Origin of the sequence: Amycolatopsis sp. WAC 04182 (assembly GCF_003947465.1) — a bacterium.
GTDB lineage: Bacteria > Actinomycetota > Actinomycetes > Mycobacteriales > Pseudonocardiaceae > Amycolatopsis.
The window spans coordinates 883,724-900,211 of record NZ_QHJJ01000003.1 but is presented as its reverse complement, the minus strand read 5'-3'; the positions used below and the strand labels follow the sequence as shown (position 1 = coordinate 900,211).

The 16,488-nt window shown below is 68.6% G+C and carries 19 protein-coding genes and 1 pseudogene; 15 read left to right on the top strand and 5 right to left on the bottom strand.

The window, feature by feature from the left end; genetic code table 11:
* Positions 1-25: 25 nt before the first annotated feature.
* Genes DMH01_RS17915 through DMH01_RS17905 form a run of 3 tightly spaced genes read left to right on the top strand, consistent with a single transcriptional unit; the run spans position 26 to position 1,980 of the window.
* Positions 26-370 carry a hypothetical protein gene (locus DMH01_RS17915; protein WP_125678154.1) on the top strand — a complete coding sequence of 115 codons (345 nt, stop codon included), beginning with the start codon at positions 26-28 and terminating at the stop codon, positions 368-370.
* Complete coding sequence (locus DMH01_RS17910; protein WP_125678152.1) at positions 367-1,320, top strand: aldo/keto reductase; 954 nt, start codon at positions 367-369, stop codon at positions 1,318-1,320. Before DMH01_RS17915 ends, DMH01_RS17910 begins: the two co-directional genes overlap by 4 nt.
* 54 nt (positions 1,321-1,374) lie before the next feature.
* Positions 1,375-1,980 (top strand): hypothetical protein, encoded by a 606-nt coding sequence (locus DMH01_RS17905; RefSeq protein ID WP_125678150.1) that lies wholly within the window; start codon positions 1,375-1,377, stop codon positions 1,978-1,980.
* Here the strand turns inward: DMH01_RS17905 and DMH01_RS17900 are convergent.
* The gene (locus tag DMH01_RS17900) at positions 1,977-2,495 is read right to left on the bottom strand and encodes an NUDIX hydrolase (RefSeq protein WP_125678148.1); all 519 of its coding nucleotides are present in this window, start codon (positions 2,493-2,495) and stop codon (positions 1,977-1,979) included. The two genes, DMH01_RS17905 and DMH01_RS17900, sit on opposite strands and share 4 nt — an antisense overlap.
* A gap of 43 nt (positions 2,496-2,538) precedes the next feature.
* Here DMH01_RS17900 and dop point away from each other — a divergent pair, with 43 nt between their 5' ends.
* The 4 genes from dop (at position 2,539) to prcA (ending at position 6,058) form a co-directional block, all read left to right on the top strand.
* Complete coding sequence (gene dop / locus DMH01_RS17895; protein ID WP_125678146.1) at positions 2,539-4,041, top strand: depupylase/deamidase Dop; 1,503 nt, start codon at positions 2,539-2,541, stop codon at positions 4,039-4,041.
* Positions 4,042-4,138: 97 nt separating this feature from the next.
* Complete coding sequence (locus tag DMH01_RS17890; protein ID WP_037319666.1) at positions 4,139-4,333, top strand: ubiquitin-like protein Pup; 195 nt, start codon at positions 4,139-4,141, stop codon at positions 4,331-4,333.
* 77 nt (positions 4,334-4,410) lie between these two features.
* The gene (prcB, locus tag DMH01_RS17885) at positions 4,411-5,247 is read left to right on the top strand and encodes a proteasome subunit beta (protein WP_125678144.1); all 837 of its coding nucleotides are present in this window, start codon (positions 4,411-4,413) and stop codon (positions 5,245-5,247) included.
* A 52-nt stretch (positions 5,248-5,299) separates the two neighbouring features.
* On the top strand, positions 5,300-6,058 hold the full coding sequence (prcA, locus tag DMH01_RS17880; protein WP_125678142.1) for a proteasome subunit alpha: 759 nt from the start codon (positions 5,300-5,302) through the stop codon (positions 6,056-6,058).
* A gap of 301 nt (positions 6,059-6,359) precedes the next feature.
* Here the strand turns inward: prcA and DMH01_RS17875 are convergent, their stop codons facing one another.
* A complete protein-coding gene (locus DMH01_RS17875; protein ID WP_125678140.1) occupies positions 6,360-7,838 on the bottom strand; it encodes a bifunctional phosphatase PAP2/diacylglycerol kinase family protein in 1,479 nt (492 codons plus the stop codon).
* A 147-nt stretch (positions 7,839-7,985) separates the two neighbouring features.
* Between DMH01_RS17875 and pafA the strand changes: the two genes are divergently transcribed.
* The 8 genes and pseudogenes from pafA to DMH01_RS17835 all read left to right on the top strand — a co-directional run bounded on the left by pafA (position 7,986) and on the right by DMH01_RS17835 (position 14,229).
* Positions 7,986-9,344, top strand: coding sequence for a Pup--protein ligase (gene pafA / locus DMH01_RS17870; protein ID WP_007035399.1), 1,359 nt, complete (start codon positions 7,986-7,988; stop codon positions 9,342-9,344).
* A gap of 30 nt (positions 9,345-9,374) precedes the next feature.
* Positions 9,375-10,157, top strand: coding sequence for a hypothetical protein (locus DMH01_RS17865; protein WP_125678138.1), 783 nt, complete (start codon positions 9,375-9,377; stop codon positions 10,155-10,157).
* Entirely contained in the window at positions 10,157-10,480 is a 324-nt protein-coding gene (locus DMH01_RS17860; RefSeq protein WP_125678136.1) for a hypothetical protein, read from the top strand. The genes DMH01_RS17865 and DMH01_RS17860 overlap by 1 nt, the downstream gene beginning before the upstream one ends.
* 24 nt (positions 10,481-10,504) lie before the next feature.
* The gene (locus DMH01_RS17855) at positions 10,505-11,263 is read left to right on the top strand and encodes a hypothetical protein (RefSeq protein ID WP_125678134.1); all 759 of its coding nucleotides are present in this window, start codon (positions 10,505-10,507) and stop codon (positions 11,261-11,263) included.
* Positions 11,260-11,820, top strand: a complete 561-nt coding sequence (locus DMH01_RS17850; protein WP_233621579.1) for a hypothetical protein — start codon at positions 11,260-11,262, stop codon at positions 11,818-11,820. The genes DMH01_RS17855 and DMH01_RS17850 overlap by 4 nt, the downstream gene beginning before the upstream one ends.
* A 76-nt stretch (positions 11,821-11,896) precedes the next feature.
* Entirely contained in the window at positions 11,897-12,940 is a 1,044-nt protein-coding gene (locus DMH01_RS17845; RefSeq protein ID WP_125678132.1) for an oxidoreductase, read from the top strand.
* Positions 12,941-12,952: 12 nt separating this feature from the next.
* The gene (locus DMH01_RS17840; RefSeq protein ID WP_034306643.1) at positions 12,953-13,294 is read left to right on the top strand and encodes a helix-turn-helix transcriptional regulator; all 342 of its coding nucleotides are present in this window, start codon (positions 12,953-12,955) and stop codon (positions 13,292-13,294) included.
* Positions 13,295-13,365: 71 nt separating this feature from the next.
* Positions 13,366-14,229, top strand: a pseudogene (locus tag DMH01_RS17835) (TIGR03620 family F420-dependent LLM class oxidoreductase).
* An 85-nt stretch (positions 14,230-14,314) separates the two neighbouring features.
* Here the strand turns inward: DMH01_RS17835 and DMH01_RS17830 are convergent.
* Genes DMH01_RS17830 through DMH01_RS17820 form a run of 3 tightly spaced genes read right to left on the bottom strand, consistent with a single transcriptional unit; the run spans position 14,315 to position 16,438 of the window.
* Positions 14,315-15,013, bottom strand: a complete 699-nt coding sequence (locus DMH01_RS17830) for an SDR family oxidoreductase (RefSeq protein WP_125678130.1) — start codon at positions 15,011-15,013, stop codon at positions 14,315-14,317.
* On the bottom strand, positions 15,010-15,462 hold the full coding sequence (locus tag DMH01_RS17825; protein ID WP_125678128.1) for an SRPBCC family protein: 453 nt from the start codon (positions 15,460-15,462) through the stop codon (positions 15,010-15,012). The genes DMH01_RS17830 and DMH01_RS17825 overlap by 4 nt, the downstream gene beginning before the upstream one ends.
* 37 nt (positions 15,463-15,499) lie before the next feature.
* Positions 15,500-16,438, bottom strand: coding sequence for an NADP-dependent oxidoreductase (locus tag DMH01_RS17820; protein ID WP_125678126.1), 939 nt, complete (start codon positions 16,436-16,438; stop codon positions 15,500-15,502).
* Positions 16,439-16,488: the final 50 nt, after the last annotated feature.

The following is a 16,488-nucleotide window of genomic DNA, read 5'->3' as shown; positions in this document are numbered from 1 at the left end:
GTATAACGACCTATACTTCCGGGCTGTGAGCGAATCTTCCGGGCGCCCGCGCGCGCCGATCACCGAAGCCGATGTCCTGGCATGGCTGGAAACGACGGCCGCGGCCGTGCGGGCGGGGGAGGTGAGTGCCCCCGAGCTCATCGAGATACTGGGCGAGTTGCGTCGTGCCTCCGCGGCCTGCGCCGACGCGTCGGACTGGGCGCTGCTCGCCGCCAGGGAAGAGGGCGCCAGCCTTCGTCAGATCGCGCCCGTCTTCGGTAAAGGTTACGTTCGGGCTCCGGCGGCTCGCCTCGAAAAGCTCCATCGGCAGGCGCAGAACTCGAGCCAGTGGCTCGCGATCCTCCGCCACAAGAACGAAGGAGCGCGGTGACGGACTCGGAAATCCCCGTCGGCGACCGGATCGCCGTCGGACTGGCGGCGCTCGGCAGGCCCGCGTACATCAACCTCGGCCGGGTCGAGGCGCTGCCGCCCGGACGCGGGTTCGAGGCGATGCGCGCGGCGACCTACGACGTGCTGGACGACGCGTACCGCGCGGGCGTCCGATGGATCGACGTCGCCCGTTCGTATGGTTCGTCGGAGGAGTTCCTCGCCGGCTGGCTCGCCGACCGCGGCCACCCGGACGTCACCGTGTCGAGTAAATGGGGCTACCGCTACGTGGGGGAGTGGAAGCTCGACGCGGAGGTGCACGAGGTCAAGGAGCACACCGCGGCGCGGTTCGCCGGACAATGGACCGAATCCGTTGGGCTGCTGGGGAAGGCGATCTCGCTCTACCAGGTCCACTCGCTCACTGTGGACAGTCCACTGTTCACCGACGACCGCCTGATCGGCGCGTTGGCGGAACTCGCCGCGGACGGGGTGCCGGTGGGGTTCTCGACGTCCGGACCGTCGCAGGCGGACGCGGTCCGCCGGGCGTTCGAGCTGGAGGTGTCCGGAACGCCGGTCTTCAGTGCCGTGCAGTCGACCTGGAACCTGCTCGAACCCTCCGCCGGCCCGGCGCTCGCGGAAGCGCGCGCCGCCGGGAAACGGGTGCTGGTCAAGGAAACCGTCGCGAACGGACGGCTGGTGGTCGAGCCGCCGTCGCCGCTCGCGCGGATCGCGCGGGAACACGGGACGGGCCCGGACGCGGTGGCCGTCGCGGCGGTGCTGGCGCAGGACTGGCGTCCGATCGCGGTCATCGGACCGTCGAGCACCGCCCAGCTCGCGGAGAATCTCGGTGCCGCCAAGGTGAAACTCGCCGAGGAGGAACTCGCGGAGCTGGCCGCGCTCGCGGAGGAACCGGTCGCCTACTGGCGGCACCGATCCTGCCTCGGCTGGCATTGAGGGGCTGGACTAGTCTCGCGGCAAACGTCAGGCGGAAGCCGGGGAGGGCTCGGGGTGCGTCATCGGCAGGTGCTCGCGGTGGCGACGGTCGCGCTGTTCGGTCTGTCGGGATGCGCCGACCGTCCCAATGACCTCGACACCTACTACGACGATCCGGCACCGACGCCCGCGGCCGAGCCGTCGCAGCCTTCGGTCAAGCCGCAGGCCAACCCGGTGCCGCCGTCGTCGACCAGGGCTCCCGTCCCCGCGGCCGTTTCCGCCGCGTTGCTGACCGACGAGGACGTCGCCGAGGAAGAGGTCGTTCCCGGTGAGAGCAGGATGTCCGGCTGTCTGACCGGTCTCACCCGGGACACGAGCCGCTCGGCCGCGTGGTCGTACCCCAGTGGCTCGACGCTGGAACATCAGGTCACCGAGTACGCCGATCGTGACGCTTCGGACGTCGTCGTCCGGGCGGACTGTGACGGCAAGAAGGTCACTCTCGCGAAGCAAACCGGCATAGCGGTCCAACGTGCCTGGTGCGACGGCACGACGTGCACGGTGTTGCTCGCCAAGGGGAAACTCGTCTCCGCCCTCAGTGTCACGGCCGGGACCGAGGCAAGGGCAACGGAAGCGGCGAAGCGGTTGTTGCCGATCGTCGCGCAGCGCCTCCGTTCGGCCTAGCCGGCGTTTTCCCGGCGGAACCACTCCAGCGCGCCGAGACGGCCGTCGGGGATGAACCGGCTCTCCGGATCGTCGAGCCACGAACGCAACTCGGTCAGCGTCAGCCAGCGTCCTTCGACGACTTCGGACGGCTGATGGACGAAGGGGCCGTCCCACCGTGTCTCGAACGCGAAGTTGTGGCAGCGGATCGTGTCGTCGTCGGTGACATGGACGAAAAGCGGCCGTAGTTCCGCTCCGTGAACACCCAGTTCTTCAGCGAGTTCCCGGCGCGCGCACTCTTCCGGTGTCTCACCCGCCGCGACGATGCCGCCCGCCCAGCAGTCCCAAGTGGAGGGATAGACGTCTTTCGTGGGAGTGCGCAGGTGCACGTAAACGGAGCCCCCGTCACTCGAACGGACCAACACCACGCCCGCCGCGTGCCAGAGTCCTTCCGCGCGGACCCGGGAGCGCGTGGCCGCTCCCACCACGGTTCCGCCGAGGTCATAGAGCGCAACGAGTTCGTCACTGCCTGACATGGGGGGCATCGTCGCACGGCCCCGACCCCGTAGGGTGGTGGGTATGCGGCGGATCATGGGAACCGAAGTCGAGTACGGCATCGCGGTGCCGGGCGACGCGACGGCGAACCCGGTACTCACCTCGACCCAGGTCGTGCTCGCCTACGCGGCCGCGGCGGACGTTCCGCGGGCGAGGCGGGCGCGATGGGACTACGAAGTGGAATCGCCCCTGCGCGACGCGCGCGGGTTCGACCTGACCGGCCCGAGCGGCCCGGGACACGACCCGGACGTCGAGGACCTCGGCGCGGCGAACGTGATCCTGACCAACGGAGCGCGGCTGTACGTCGACCACGCCCACCCTGAGTACTCGGCGCCCGAGGTGACGAACGCGCGCGACGCGGTCATCTGGGACAAGGCGGGCGAACGGGTCATGGAGGAGGCGGCGCGCAAGGCCGCCACCGTGCCCGGGCAGCCGCCGTTGCAGTTGTACAAGAACAACGTCGACGGCAAGGGCGCGAGCTACGGCACGCACGAGAACTACCTGATGCAGCGGTCGACCCCGTTCACCGCGGTGATCGCGGGGCTGACGCCGTTCTTCGCGTCCCGTCAGGTGATCACGGGCTCGGGTCGCGTCGGAGTCGGGCAGCAGAGCGAAGAAGCGGGTTTCCAGCTTTCGCAGCGCTCGGACTACATCGAGGTCGAGGTCGGCCTGGAGACCACGCTCAAACGCGGGATCATCAACACCCGCGACGAGCCGCACGCCGACGCGGACAAGTACCGCCGTCTGCACGTCATCATCGGCGACGCGAACCTGGCGGAGTACTCGACGTATCTGAAGGTCGGCACGACGGCGCTGGTGCTGGACCTGATCGAGGCGGGCATCCGGTTCGACGACCTGAAACTGGACGAACCGGTGCGGGCCGTCCACCAGATCAGCCACGACCCGACGCTGAAGGCGAAGGTCTCGCTGGCCAACGGGCGCAAGTACACCGGGCTGGACCTCCAGTTCGCCTACCACGAGATCGCGTCGGCGAACCTGGAGCGCACCGGCGCGGACGAGGCCTCCAAGGAGGTCCTGCGGGTCTGGGGCGAGATCCTGGACGCGCTGGCGCGGGATCCCCAGGAATGCGCGGACAGGCTGGACTGGCCGGCGAAGCTGCGGTTGCTCGAGGGCTACCGCGCGCGCGACCAGCTGGCCTGGGGCGCGCCGCGGTTGCGGCTGGTCGACCTGCAGTACTCGGATGTCCGGCTGGACAAGGGCCTGTACAACAGGCTCGTCACCAGGGGTTCGATGAAGCGCCTGGTGACCGAGGAGGAGGTGCTGGAGGCGGTCACGACCCCGCCGTCGGACACCAGGGCCTACTTCCGGGGCCGCACGCTGGAGAAGTACGCCAACTCCATCGCCGCGGCGTCGTGGGATTCGGTCATCTTCGACGTCGGCAGGGAATCGCTGGTGCGGATCCCGACGTTGGAGCCGTTGCGGGGCACGAAGGCCCACGTGGGGAAGTTGCTGGACGACTCCGCGACCGCCGAGGAGCTGGTGGAGGCGCTCACCGGTTCGGACTAGCGGGATTTCCTTTCATCGGGGTTAAGCGATCACGGATCCCGCGGATTGTCGGGACCGCTGGGTAGGCTAGGAAACATCGGCCACACCGGGAGGCGAGATGGCTCAGGAAAAGATCGAAAAGCACGGCGGCGGCGACTCGGACGAAGAGTTCGAGGACGGCGGTCCGGCGGGTCAGGAACGGCGCGAGAAGCTCGGCGAGGACGTCGACACGATCCTCGACGAGATCGACGACGTGCTCGAGGAGAACGCCGAGGACTTCGTCCGCGCCTACGTGCAAAAGGGCGGCGAGTAGCTCGTCTTCCGGCGGCCCCGGGCCGGGGCCGCCTGTGCGGAGCCGGCGGATCACACAGATTGGAACTTTGAGCACGTATGGAACACACCTCGGGTAAGTCGGCGCTGCCCGCCGCGTACTTCTCGTCGGCGACCTCGTCGTTCTCGGACTTCCTTCGGGCGCAGGCGCCCGAACTGCTCCCGGAGCGCCGGGTCTCGGCCGGGGCCGGCGGGCTGGACGCCCCGCACGGGACGACGATCGTCGCGGTCAAGTTCGCGGGCGGGGTGCTGATCGCCGGTGACCGGCGGGCGACGTCGGGAAACCTGATCGCTTCGCGCGACATGGAGAAGGTCCACGTCACCGACGAGTACTCGGCCGTGGGCATCGCGGGTTCGGCCGGGCTGGCGATCGAGATGGTGCGGCTGTACGCGGTCGAACTGGCGCACTACGAGAAGATCGAGGGTGTTTCGCTCTCGCTCGACGGTAAGACGAACAAGCTCGCGGGGCTGGTGAAGTCCAACCTCGAGATGGCGATGGCGGGGCTGGCCGTGCTGCCGCTGTTCGTCGGGTACGACCTCGACGCCGAGGACGCGAAGCACGCGGGCCGGATCGTCTCGTACGACGCGACGGGCGGCCGCTACGAGGAGAACGCGGGCTACCACGCCATCGGTTCGGGTTCGCTGTTCGCGAAGGGCTCGCTGAAGAAGCTGTACGACCCGGACGCGGACGCCGAAGCCGCGATCCGGACGGCGGTGGAGGCGTTGTACGACGCGGCGGACGACGACACCGCGACCGGCGGGCCGGATCTGGTGCGCCGGATCTTCCCGACGATCGTGACGGTCACCGCGGAGCAGGGTGCGGTGGCGTTGCCGCTCGAGCAGACCACGGCGGTGGCCGAGGCCGTCGTGGCAGCACGAGCCGAGCGCGGGCGCTAGCCGTCCTTCCCTGTCCCTTCCCGATGAGAGCCCGAAAGAGCGGAGCACCACAGTGACGATGCCGTTGTACGCCTCTCCCGAGCAGCTGATGCGGGAGCGTTCCGAGATCGCGCGCAAGGGCATCGCGCGCGGCCGGAGCGTGGTCGTGCTCAAGTACCGCGGTGGCGTGCTGTTCGTGGCCGAGAACCCCTCGGCGACGTTGCACAAGGTGTCGGAGATCTACGACCGGATCGGTTTCGCGGCCGTGGGCCGCTACAGCGAGTTCGAGAACCTCCGCGTCGCCGGTATCCGGCACGCGGACCTGAAGGGCTACCAGTACGACCGGCGGGACGTCAGCGCGCGTGCGCTGGCGAACGCGTACGCCGCGACGCTGGGCAGCATCTTCACCGAGCAGCTGAAGCCGTTCGAGGTGGAGGTCTGTGTCGCCGAGGTCGGCGCGACCGCCGCCGAGGACCAGCTGTACCGGCTGACCTACGACGGCTCGATCTTCGACGAGCCGAAGTTCGTCGTGATGGGCGGTCAGGCCGACACGCTCACCACGAAGCTCAAGGAGAGCTTCGAGTCGGACATGGAGCTGGAAGCGGCGCTCGGCGTCGCGGTGAAGGCGTTGCGCGCCAACACCCCCACACCCGCGAACGGCGACTCGGACCCGGTGAAGCTCGAGGTCGCCGTCCTGGAGCGGGAGCGGCGCGGCCGCAAGTTCCGCCGGGTCGCCGGCGCCGCGCTGGACGCGCTGCTGCCCGCCGAGGAGGAGCCGGAGAAGGACGACGCCGAGGGCGACAAGCCCGACGGTGAGTCCAAGAAGGACTGAGCCTCTCGAAGTACGTGAAGGCCCCCTTCCTTGCGTCTAGCGCAAGGAAGGGGGCCTTCACGTACTTCGAGCTGTGTTGTATTGAGCGGTAAGGCAAAGGTGTCGGGTGCGGTGGGCGCCTTTCGCGACTTATGCCCAGGCCGTGAGGCTCACCAACGCGTAGGGAAGGAGGCCTTCACTGCCGCCTGGGCCGACCTCTCGCGGCCGCCATCCCCGCCAACGTTGCGAAAGTGGCTTTCGCAACCTGCCACCTTTGCCTTACCCCTCAATACACAGTGGACGCGGCCCACCAGGACAGTGCCTACAGCCGGTAGATGGTGAGCGCGCTGGGCCGCGACCGGAAGCGGAAGTCGTTGCCGAGCGGGCCGACCTCGCCGTCGGTGGCGACGCGGCGGTTGCCGTTCAGCAGCCGGACGTGCAGCTCCGGAACGTCGAGTTCCTGGTAGACGTGGCTGGCGTTGAGGCTGTTCGTGATGGTGGCGAGGATGAACCGCGCCCGCGAGTACGGCACGTCGGCGCGCAGGTACCGGACGTCGAGAAGGCCGGTGTCGAGCGCCGGGCGGCGTGAGGGCGCGAATCCCTTCGGCGAGTAGGTGCCGTTGCCGACGAACAGCAGCCAGATGCTGGTGTGCTTGCCGTTGAGGGTCACTTCCAGCGGCTTCGCGCGCCGGAGGGTGCGGGCGAGCGCGATCGCCGCCGACGGCCACTTCGGGTGCCGCTTCTGCAGCCTTTCCCGGATCCGGACCATTTCCGGGTAGCCGCCGAGGCTGGCGGTGTTGACGAAGTAGCGGTGGTCGTCGTCGTGGTTGATCTCGACCTCGCCGAGGTCGACGCCGACGGCGTTGCCCGCTTCGGTGGCGGCGTCCGCGTCGGGCATCGAGCGCATGCCCACGTCCCGGGCGAAGTGGTTGAGGGTGCCCGCCGGGATGAGCGCGAGCGGCAGGTCGTGGTCGGCCGCGACGGCGGCCACGGCGGCGACCGTCCCGTCACCGCCGGCGACGCCGAGCGCGCGCACGGTGTTGTCCCGGGCGGCGATCTCGTCACAGAGCTGATCGCGCAGGTCACGTTTCGCGTCGGGATACAGGATGGTGGCCTTGGGCCAGGCGAACCGGGCTTCCTCGGTCGGATCCTGGCCGTCGACGCCCGAATGCGGGTTGACCAGGACGAGCATGTCCTCGCCGTCGCGCATCTCCGGCGCCTCGGCGGTATGCGCGGTGCGGCCGGGGACGTCGTCGTTCAGCGGCCACCAGTGCCGCGTCAGCAGGCCGGCGCCCACACCGATCCCGATCCCCACCCCGACGTCACTGGGCCAGTGGACGCCGGTGTGGACCCGGGAATAGGCCACGGCGGCGGCCAGCGGCACGAGGGCGGCGCCTGCCTTGGGCGATTCCATCGCGACGGCCGTGACGAAGGCGGCCGCGGACGCCGAGTGCCCGGACGGGAACGACGACGAGGTCGGCCGCCGGACGAGCCTCCGATGCATCGGCACCTCTTCGGCCGCCGGGCGGCGGCGGGGGAACAGCGGCTTGCCGATCAGGTTCGCCGCCGCGCTGGCCCCGGCGATGGCGGCCACTCCGCGAAGCGCGCCCCGGCGCGTCGGTCCCTTCTTCGTCGCGAGCAGGACCGCGACACACCACCAAAGCTTGGATTTGTCCGCACTTTTGGAGAGCGAGGTGATCACGTCGTCGGCCCTGGTCCTCGGCAGGGCCGCACTCCGTGCCATCAGCCGCCGATCGGTCCGCCCGACCTTGCGGAAAGGGCGCTTGAGCTGCTTTAACACGGGTTCCCCACTTCCGGCCCGGAACGTCATGCGCGTGAGACCCGATCGGGACGTCACGCACACCTTTCACCGAATGCAACGTACCGACCGCGTGTCGCCGCCCGAACGGCGCACCTTCAGTGGGTCTTCACCGCCTACTCTGGTGGGATGCAGCGGCGGATCTTTGGCATCGAGACCGAGTTCGGGGTCACGTGCACCTTTCACGGGCAACGCAGGCTCTCCCCGGACGAAGTGGCGCGTTACCTGTTTCGGCGTGTCGTGTCCTGGGGGCGTTCGTCGAACGTCTTCCTGTCGAACGGCTCGCGGCTCTACCTCGACGTGGGTTCCCACCCCGAGTACGCGACGGCCGAATGCGACGACCTCGTCCAGCTCGTCACGCACGACAAGGCGGGGGAGCGGATCCTCGAGGACCTCCTGGTCGACGCCGAGCGTCGGCTGGCGGACGAGGGCATCGGCGGCGACATCTTCCTGTTCAAGAACAACACCGACTCGGCGGGCAACTCCTACGGCTGCCACGAGAACTACCTGGTGACCCGGGCGGGTGAGTTCTCCCGGATCGCCGACGTGCTGCTGCCGTTCCTGGTGACCCGGCAGCTCATCTGCGGTGCCGGCAAGGTGCTGCAGACGCCCCGCGGCGCCGTGTACTGCCTGTCCCAGCGAGCGGAACACATCTGGGAAGGCGTCTCCAGCGCCACCACGCGCTCGCGGCCGATCATCAACACCCGCGACGAGCCGCACGCCGACGCCGAACGCTACCGGCGCCTGCACGTGATCGTCGGCGACTCGAACATGGCAGAGCCGACCACGATGCTCAAGGTCGGATCGGCGAACCTGGTGCTGGAGATGATCGAAGCGGGCGTCCAGTTCCGCGACTTCACGCTGGACAACCCGATAAGGGCCATCCGCGAGATCAGCCACGACCTCACCGGCCGCCGCCAGGTGCGGCTCGCCGGCGGCCGCGAGGCGTCCGCGCTGGACATCCAGCGCGAGTACCACGCCCGCGCCGTCCAGCACGTCAAGGAGACCGGTTCGTCTCCGCAGTCCGAGCGTGTCGTCGAGCTGTGGGGCCGGGCGCTGGAGGCGGTCGAGCAGCAGGACTTCAGCAAGATCGACACCGAGATCGACTGGGCGATCAAGCACCGCCTTGTCGAGCGCTACCGCAACAAGCACGACCTCGACCTGTCGAGCCCGCGGATCGCGCAGCTCGACCTGGCCTACCACGACATCCGGCGCGGGCGGGGCATCTTCGACCTGCTGCAGCGGAAGGGGCTCGTGCGGCGGGTCACCGACGACGGCGAGATCGAGCTGGCCAAGGACACCCCGCCGCAGACCACGCGGGCGAAGCTGCGCGGTGACTTCATCGCCGCCGCACAGGCCGCCGGGCGTGACTTCACCGTGGACTGGGTGCACCTCAAGCTCAACGACCAGGCACAGCGGACCGTGCTGTGCAAGGACCCGTTCCGTTCGGTGGACGAACGCGTCGAGAGGCTCATCTCCTCGCTCTGATTACTCCCCGCCTCAGAACCCACACGTCACGTGATCCTCACTCCGGGTACGGTGGAGATCGCTGTGGGTTCTGAGCCGGGGAGGGCGAAGATGGGCGACGAGAGATGGGCGTTCGAGGAGGAACTGGAACAGGACGATGATCCACCGAGGTCGTCTGCCGCTGAACCGGTTCCAGCGGCAGACCGGATCTCGGGGCGGGATCAGGACGGTGTCGTCATCGTGGTCGTGTCACCGGCCGCGGACGTGCTGTCAGTGGAGCTCTCAACGGATTGGAAGCAGGCGGTCGACCCCCGCGGACTTCCCAGCGCCGTGACCGCGGCGGCGAACGCCGCCACCATCAGTGCCCTGGCTCGGCAAGTGAACGACGTGGCCGAGAATCCGCCTGCCATGCCCACCTTCGGCGCGACTCCCGCGTCCATTGCCGACGAGTCGCCCCTCAGCGCACAAGACATGCTTCGCCTTGTCGACGCCGCGACCGCCGAGTTGGCACAGTTCACTCAGCGAGCCGCCGAGGTCGTCGACCGCCGCATCACCGCGGAGAGCGGTGGCGGCCATGTCCGCGGCTCGGTGGTCAGTGGGCAGATCGTCGACGTGGAAATCGACCAGTCTTGGGTGACGCGAGTGCGGACAGGGGAGATCGAGAGTGAACTCCTCGACGTGCTCCGTCAGCTTCACGGGGCTAGTACCTCGCCGGACCTAGTCGAGGGCCCACAAGGTCCTGCGATCGCCGAGATCATGGGGCTGCTCTTCGACCCGCACCGGATGGCGCGTCGGGTCGGTCTCGAACCGTCGATCAGTACGGAGCAGCCGTAATGGCGGACGCCTACGACATCGCGCTGGCGCTGGATGCCCTGCGGTCGGACGCGGACGTGTGGGACAGGGCCGCGGACGATCTCGCCGCTCCTCGTGCGGCGATCGAGCCGCTCGGCTTGACGCCACGTGACGTCATGTCCTACGCGGCGGCGAAGGGACTCGACAAGCAGTACAACCAGGCTCTCGCCCTCATCCAGAACATGATCGACCAGGCCGGAAGCAACTTCCGCACACTGTCCACCTCCTTGCGCGCGGCCGCCGATCGGTATGCCCGCGACGAGGACCAGCACGTGCTCGACATCGATCGCGCCGGCCGCGGCTAGCGACACATTCGAGGGGAATCCACCATGACGGCCGCTGGAGCGAATCCGGTCATCGACCGGTCGATGGACAAGCTTCGGGAAATCGAAGACAAGATCCGTAAGCTGTTCGACCAGGTGAACAGCGTGATGAGCTGGGTACCGGACGTCCTCTCGGATCTGATCGAACCTGTTCGCCGGGTCATGAACGAGCTCGACCAGAAGGTGACCGAATTATGGGAAGCGACCAAGAATTTCGTCACGGACCGTGGAGATCCCGCCAGGCTGAGGCAAGTGGCCGCCGAGTGGTCCGATCGGATCGGTAGCAGTATCGGCGAGATCGCCGGTTCGGTATCGCTGGACAAGCTCAAAACGAACATCGAATGGAGTGGCAAGGCGGCCGAGACGTACAAGGTGACGGTGCCCGCCCAGGTCGCGGGGCTGAACTCGCTCAAGGATCTGGGGCTGCAGATCCGGAACTCGCTCGTCAACCTCGCCAATGGCCTCGAGAGTTTCTGGACACAGATTTATGGAACTCTCGCCGCGTTGGGCATCGCTGTCGCGGCGGCCGTCGTCAGTACCATGAGCGTGGTCGGAATCCCGGCTGCGATCGTGATCCTGATCGGCGCGATCGGCGCCGGCATCGCGTCGATCTTCACCACCATCAGCGCAGTGGATTCACTCACCAACAGTATCGGAGTGGAACAAACCGCGATTCAGGACAAGGTGAATTCTCTCGGTGCCACGTGGCCCAAGACCGACACGGAATCGATGTCGCACCCGACAGACTGGAAGCGGCAACCGTGAGCTACCCGACCGCGTGGCCGACGGATCCCTATCGTCGTCTCCCGCCCGCGATGATCGGCACGATCCGCGAGGTCACCACCAGTCTCGGGGTCGGAACGGGTGCCGTCGGCCTGGCCATGGTGGTGGTCATTCAGATCACGGGGCGGATTCTTCCGACGTCGAGTGACGGCGCCAATGTCGTCACCATGGGAATGGCCACTTTCGCGGCCGGTGCGCTGCTGTTGTCGGGAATCGCCATGGTGGTTTCCCGGACGCTCGTGAAAACCGGCTCTGTCAAGACAAAAGGCGCCATCCTCGTGCGAGGAGTCGAGGCGGGGTTGTGCGGTGGTGCTCTTTTCGCGACGGTGATTTTCCTGGTCTTCTATCTCTCGGGTGTCGCTGCGTCCGGTCGATACGACCCTCAGGACAGGATCGAGGTGACACCTGGCATCGTGCTGTACACGCTCCTGCCGGTTCTCGCCCTGATTCTTACGGTCCTCAACGCCGTCGTCGCTCACCGGTTGCTCTTCCCGACGGTCGAAAAGGTCCAGAAGCACCTTGCGCGAGAGTCCGGCTGACTCGGGTCTCGCCACGTCGCCGTCAGCCAGGCTAGGGTTGCCGGCGCGGTTCTTCGATCGAGGGAGAGGTGCGCCGATGCGCCGTGCGCTGCTGGTCCTGCTGGGTGCGGTCGTCCCGCTGGCGTTCACCGGCGTCGCGCACGCCGCGCCGGACTGTCCGGAGCCCGCGTGGACGGAGACTCCGACAGGCACGAACGCCCAGCTGCGCGGCCTGTCCGCGGTGGATTCCCGGACGGCGTGGGTCAGCGGCAGCAGGGGCACCATCCTGCGCACCACCGACCGCGGCCGTACCTGGAAGCCCGTCGCCCCGGCCGGCACCGAGGCGCTCGACTTCCGGGACATCGAGGCCTTCGACGCCGATCACGCCGTCGCGTTGTCGATCGGGCCCGGGGACGCGTCCCGGATCTACCGCACCGACGACGGCGGCAAGAGCTGGCGACTGTCCTTCCGGAACAGTGACCCCGCCGCTTTCTACGACTGCGTCGCGTTCTTCGACCACCGGCGCGGTCTCGCGATGAGCGATCCGGTGGACGGCAAGTTCCGGTTGCAGTCCACTTCGGACGGCGGCCGGACCTGGAAGCCCGTTCCCGCCGAAGGCATGGTCCCGGCGCTCGACGGCGAGTTCGGGTTCGCCGCCAGCGGGCAGTGCCTCACCACGGCGGGCCCGCGCGACGCGTGGATCGCCACCGGCGGCGGGGCCCGCGCGCGGGTCCTGCACTCCGGCGACGGCGGGATGACGTGGGAAGCCGCGGACACCCCGTTGCCCAGCGGCGCCTCGGCCGGGGTCTTTTCGGTGACGTTCCGGGATCCGCGGCACGGCGTGGCCATCGGCGGCGACTACGCGGCGCCGAACGCGCCTGGTCCGGCGGTGGCGCTCAGTGCGGACCGGGGGCGCACCTGGCGGACACCGTCCGAGGCCCCGGTCGGCTACCGCTCCGGCCTGGCGTGGCTGGGGAACACCGTGATCGCCGTCGGCCCCGGCGGGAGCGATCTGAGCCCGGACGGCGGGCGGCACTGGAAGTCGTTCGACACGGGATCGTTCGATTCGGTCGACTGCGCTCGCGGCGCGTGCTGGGCGAGCGGGGCCAACGGCAGGGCCGCGCGGCTCGGCACGGCCTAAGCTCGAAGGACTATGACCGCACAAGCCGAACCAGTCCCGGAGACCACCGATCATCTGGTCGAGGTGTTGAAGGCGCTGGCCAATCCGATCCGGCTCCAGGTGCTCGGGTGGCTGCGCGAACCGGACCGGCACTTCCCGCCGGAGAACGCGATCGCCGACCAGAACGAGGTCGGGGTCTGCGTCAGCCATCTCCAGGCGAAGCTGGGGCTCGCGCAATCCACGGTGTCGGCGTACATGGCGCTGTTGCAGCGTGCCGGGCTCGTGCGGTCCACCAGGGTGGGCAAGTGGACGCACTACCGCCGTGACGAGCAGCGGATCGCGCAGCTCGTCGACCTGCTGGGACGTTCCATCTGAGCCCGACCGGGAATAACGTATCGAAAATCTGCGATACTTCGATACGTTGGACCCGACTTGAGGAGAAACAGATGGAACTGGGGCGTTTCGGGATCTGGACGTTCGACTTCGAGGATCAGCCCGCGAGCATGCTCCGGGATTCGGTGCGGGAACTGGAAGAACTCGGCTGGCCCGCGATCTGGATCCCGGAACGGGACGGCCGCGAGGCGCTGACCCACGCCGGATTCCTGCTCGCGTCCACCGAACGTATGGCGGTGGTCAACGGGATCGCGCGTATCGGCTCCCGTGGAGCGCGGTGAGCCCACGGCGCCGCGCTCCTGCTCGCCGACGCCTATCCGGGCAGGCACGTGCTGGGACTCGGCTTCGGAGGCGCGCAGCCCGGCGTCAAGCCGCTGGAAGCGATGAACGCCTACCTCGACGAACTCGACACGGTGACCAGCGCGAATCCGCTGCCCGCCGAGCCGGTCCGGCGGCTGCTGGCGGCGTACGGGCCGAAGATGCTCGGCCTCGCCCGTGACCGATCCGAGGGCGCGCACACCTATCACGTGCCGGTGTCGCATACCGTCCAGGCGAGGGAAGTGCTGGGGGAGAAGGCGTTCCTCGGCGTCGAGCACGCCGTGCTGTTCGAAACCGACCCGGGCAAGGCGCGTGAGATCGCCCGCGAGCATCTGCACGGCTACCTGACTTCGGAGTACAACGTGGCCAAGTTCCTCCGCCTCGGCTACACCGAAGCCGATATCGACGGCGGCCGCGGCAGCGACCGGCTCGTCGACGATCTCGTGTTCTGGGGCGACCTCGACACCGTCACCGCGAAACTACACGGGCACCTCGACGCGGGCGCCGACCACGTCGGCGTCCAGGTCATCGGTATCGAACCCGGCGAATCGGCCATGCCGCACTGGCGGCGGCTGGCCGATTCGCTGCTGCCGCGCTAGGTGCGTGGTCGGTGGTGAGGTGAAGGCTCCCTTCGTCGCGTCTGATGCGGTGAAAGAAGCCTTCACCTCCGGATGCACGGTGGTGCTAGCGGACCTGGCCGGTCGGGCGGACCACGATCTCGTTGACGTCGACCGAGGGCGGCTGCTCCAGCGCGTAGAGCACCGCCCTCGCGATGTCGTCGGGTTCCAGTTTCGGCTTCGACTTCGAGTCCTCGGGGATCATCGAGGTGTCGACCAGGCCCGGCTGCACGACGGTGACCCGCACGCCGGTGCCGACGGCCTCCTCGCGGATGGACCCGGCGAGCCCGGTCACCGCCCATTTCGTCGCCGAGTAGAGGTTCCCCGGCCGGTGGTAGCGCCCGGCGACGGAACCGGTGAGCACGAGGTGTCCCTTCGATTCCGCCAGTGACGGAAGGGTCGCCCGCGCGGTGAGAGCGGTGCCGTAGACGTTGGTCAGCACCATGTCCCGCCACTGCTCGGGGTCCGCGCCGCCGTCGCCGAAGAACGAGACGACGACGCTTTGTCCCGCGTTGGCGAACACCGCGTCCAGCCTGCCGAAGGTGTTCTTCACCTTCTCGACGGCCGCGGACAGCGATTCCCACTCGGTGACGTCCGCCGCGACCGCGAGAGCGCGATCCTCGCCGAACTCGGCGACGAGCGGCAGCAGCGCCTCGCGGTCGCGGGAGAGCAACGCCAGCCGGAATCCGGCGGCCGCGGCCCGGCGCGCGGTGGCCTCGCCGAGGCCGCGGGAAGCGCCGGTGATCAGCAGTACTCGATCGTTCATGCCTCCAAACTAGGTGGCGTGTAGGTGTCCCATCCGGGCACCGGTTCGCCGGCGAGCGCGGCGCCCAGCCGGTCGAGGTAGAAATGCCAGCCCTTGGCGATATCCGAGGTGTCCCAGTCGGGCCGGGGCATCCGATGGACGAAGTCAAGCACCGTTCCCTCGCCGTGCGGGGTGAGGGTCAGCTCCACTCGCCAGGTCGGCTCGCCGGTGTTGTGCAGATCCACGACCAGCCGTTTCGGCGGATCGCATTCGCGGATGACGGCGGGACCCGGTTCGGAGCCCTCTTCGGCGGTCATCGACAGCATGATCGTGTTGCCGACCCCGGCTTCGCCCGTCCAGGTACCGATCCAGCGGGCCGCGCGCTCGGATTCGGTGAGCGCCGACCAGACGTCCTCGATGGGGTCCGGGTACTCGCGCCGGAGCTCGATCCGGGTCTCCTCGTTGTCCATGATGCGAAGATAACCGTAGGCTTAATTAAGCGTCAACTTATTCGTTGGTCAGGACCAGCCTCCCGCGAAGCCCGCCCTCCGCCAGGCGTTCGTGCGCCTTCGCCGCCTCGGCCAAGGGCATGGTGTCCGCTACCCGGAGGGTGAGCGCGCCGTCGTCGACCAAGGTCACCAGCCCGGCGAGCGCCGCTCCGTCGGCGGCTATCCAGACGTGCTCGACCTTGATGCCCCGCAACGGAATCGGGGCGGCTCCGGCGGCGAAGACGACGAACCGGCCGCGGTTCGCCACCGCGTCCAACGCTTCGAGCCCGAGCAGCGCAGTGTCGAGTACGGCGTCGACGCCGCCGGGGATCACCGCCCGCACGCGATCGGCGAGGAAATCGCCACGGGGCACGAAAACCTCCGCGCCGAACCCGCGAACCAGCGCCTCGTCGGCCGCGCCGGCGACCGCCACCACGCGGAATCCCCTCGCCTTGGCCAAGGCGACCGCGTAACCGCCGACGGCTCCCGCCGCGCCGGTCACCAGAACCGTCGCACCCGGTGGCAGGTCGAGCAGATCGAGGGCCTGGACCGCGGTGAGACCGTTCAGCGGCAAGGTCGCGGCCTCCACGAGGGACACCGTCCGCGGGGCGGCGGCGACCACGTCGGCGTCGAGGACCACGAAATCGGCGTACGTGCCGAGCGCCGCCGACGGCCGGTCCAGCAGACCGATCACGCTGTCACCCGCGGCGAATCCGGTCACGCCGTCGCCCAGGGCGTCGACGGTTCCGGCCACGTCCCAGCCGATCCCGATCCGCTCACGCGGCGGGATGATCCCCGCCTCGGTCAGGAACCCCGTCCGGGTCCCGGCGTCGACCGGGTTGACCCCGGCCGCGGCCACCTTCACTCGCACCTGACCGGGCCCCGGCACCGGCACCGGGACTTCGGCGAACTCCAGGACTTCCGGGCCGCCGAACCGGCGGACCACCACTGCACGCATCGTTCTCCTCCAGGGGATCGTTCCCCGGCGAACGTATGGGGAGTTACTCT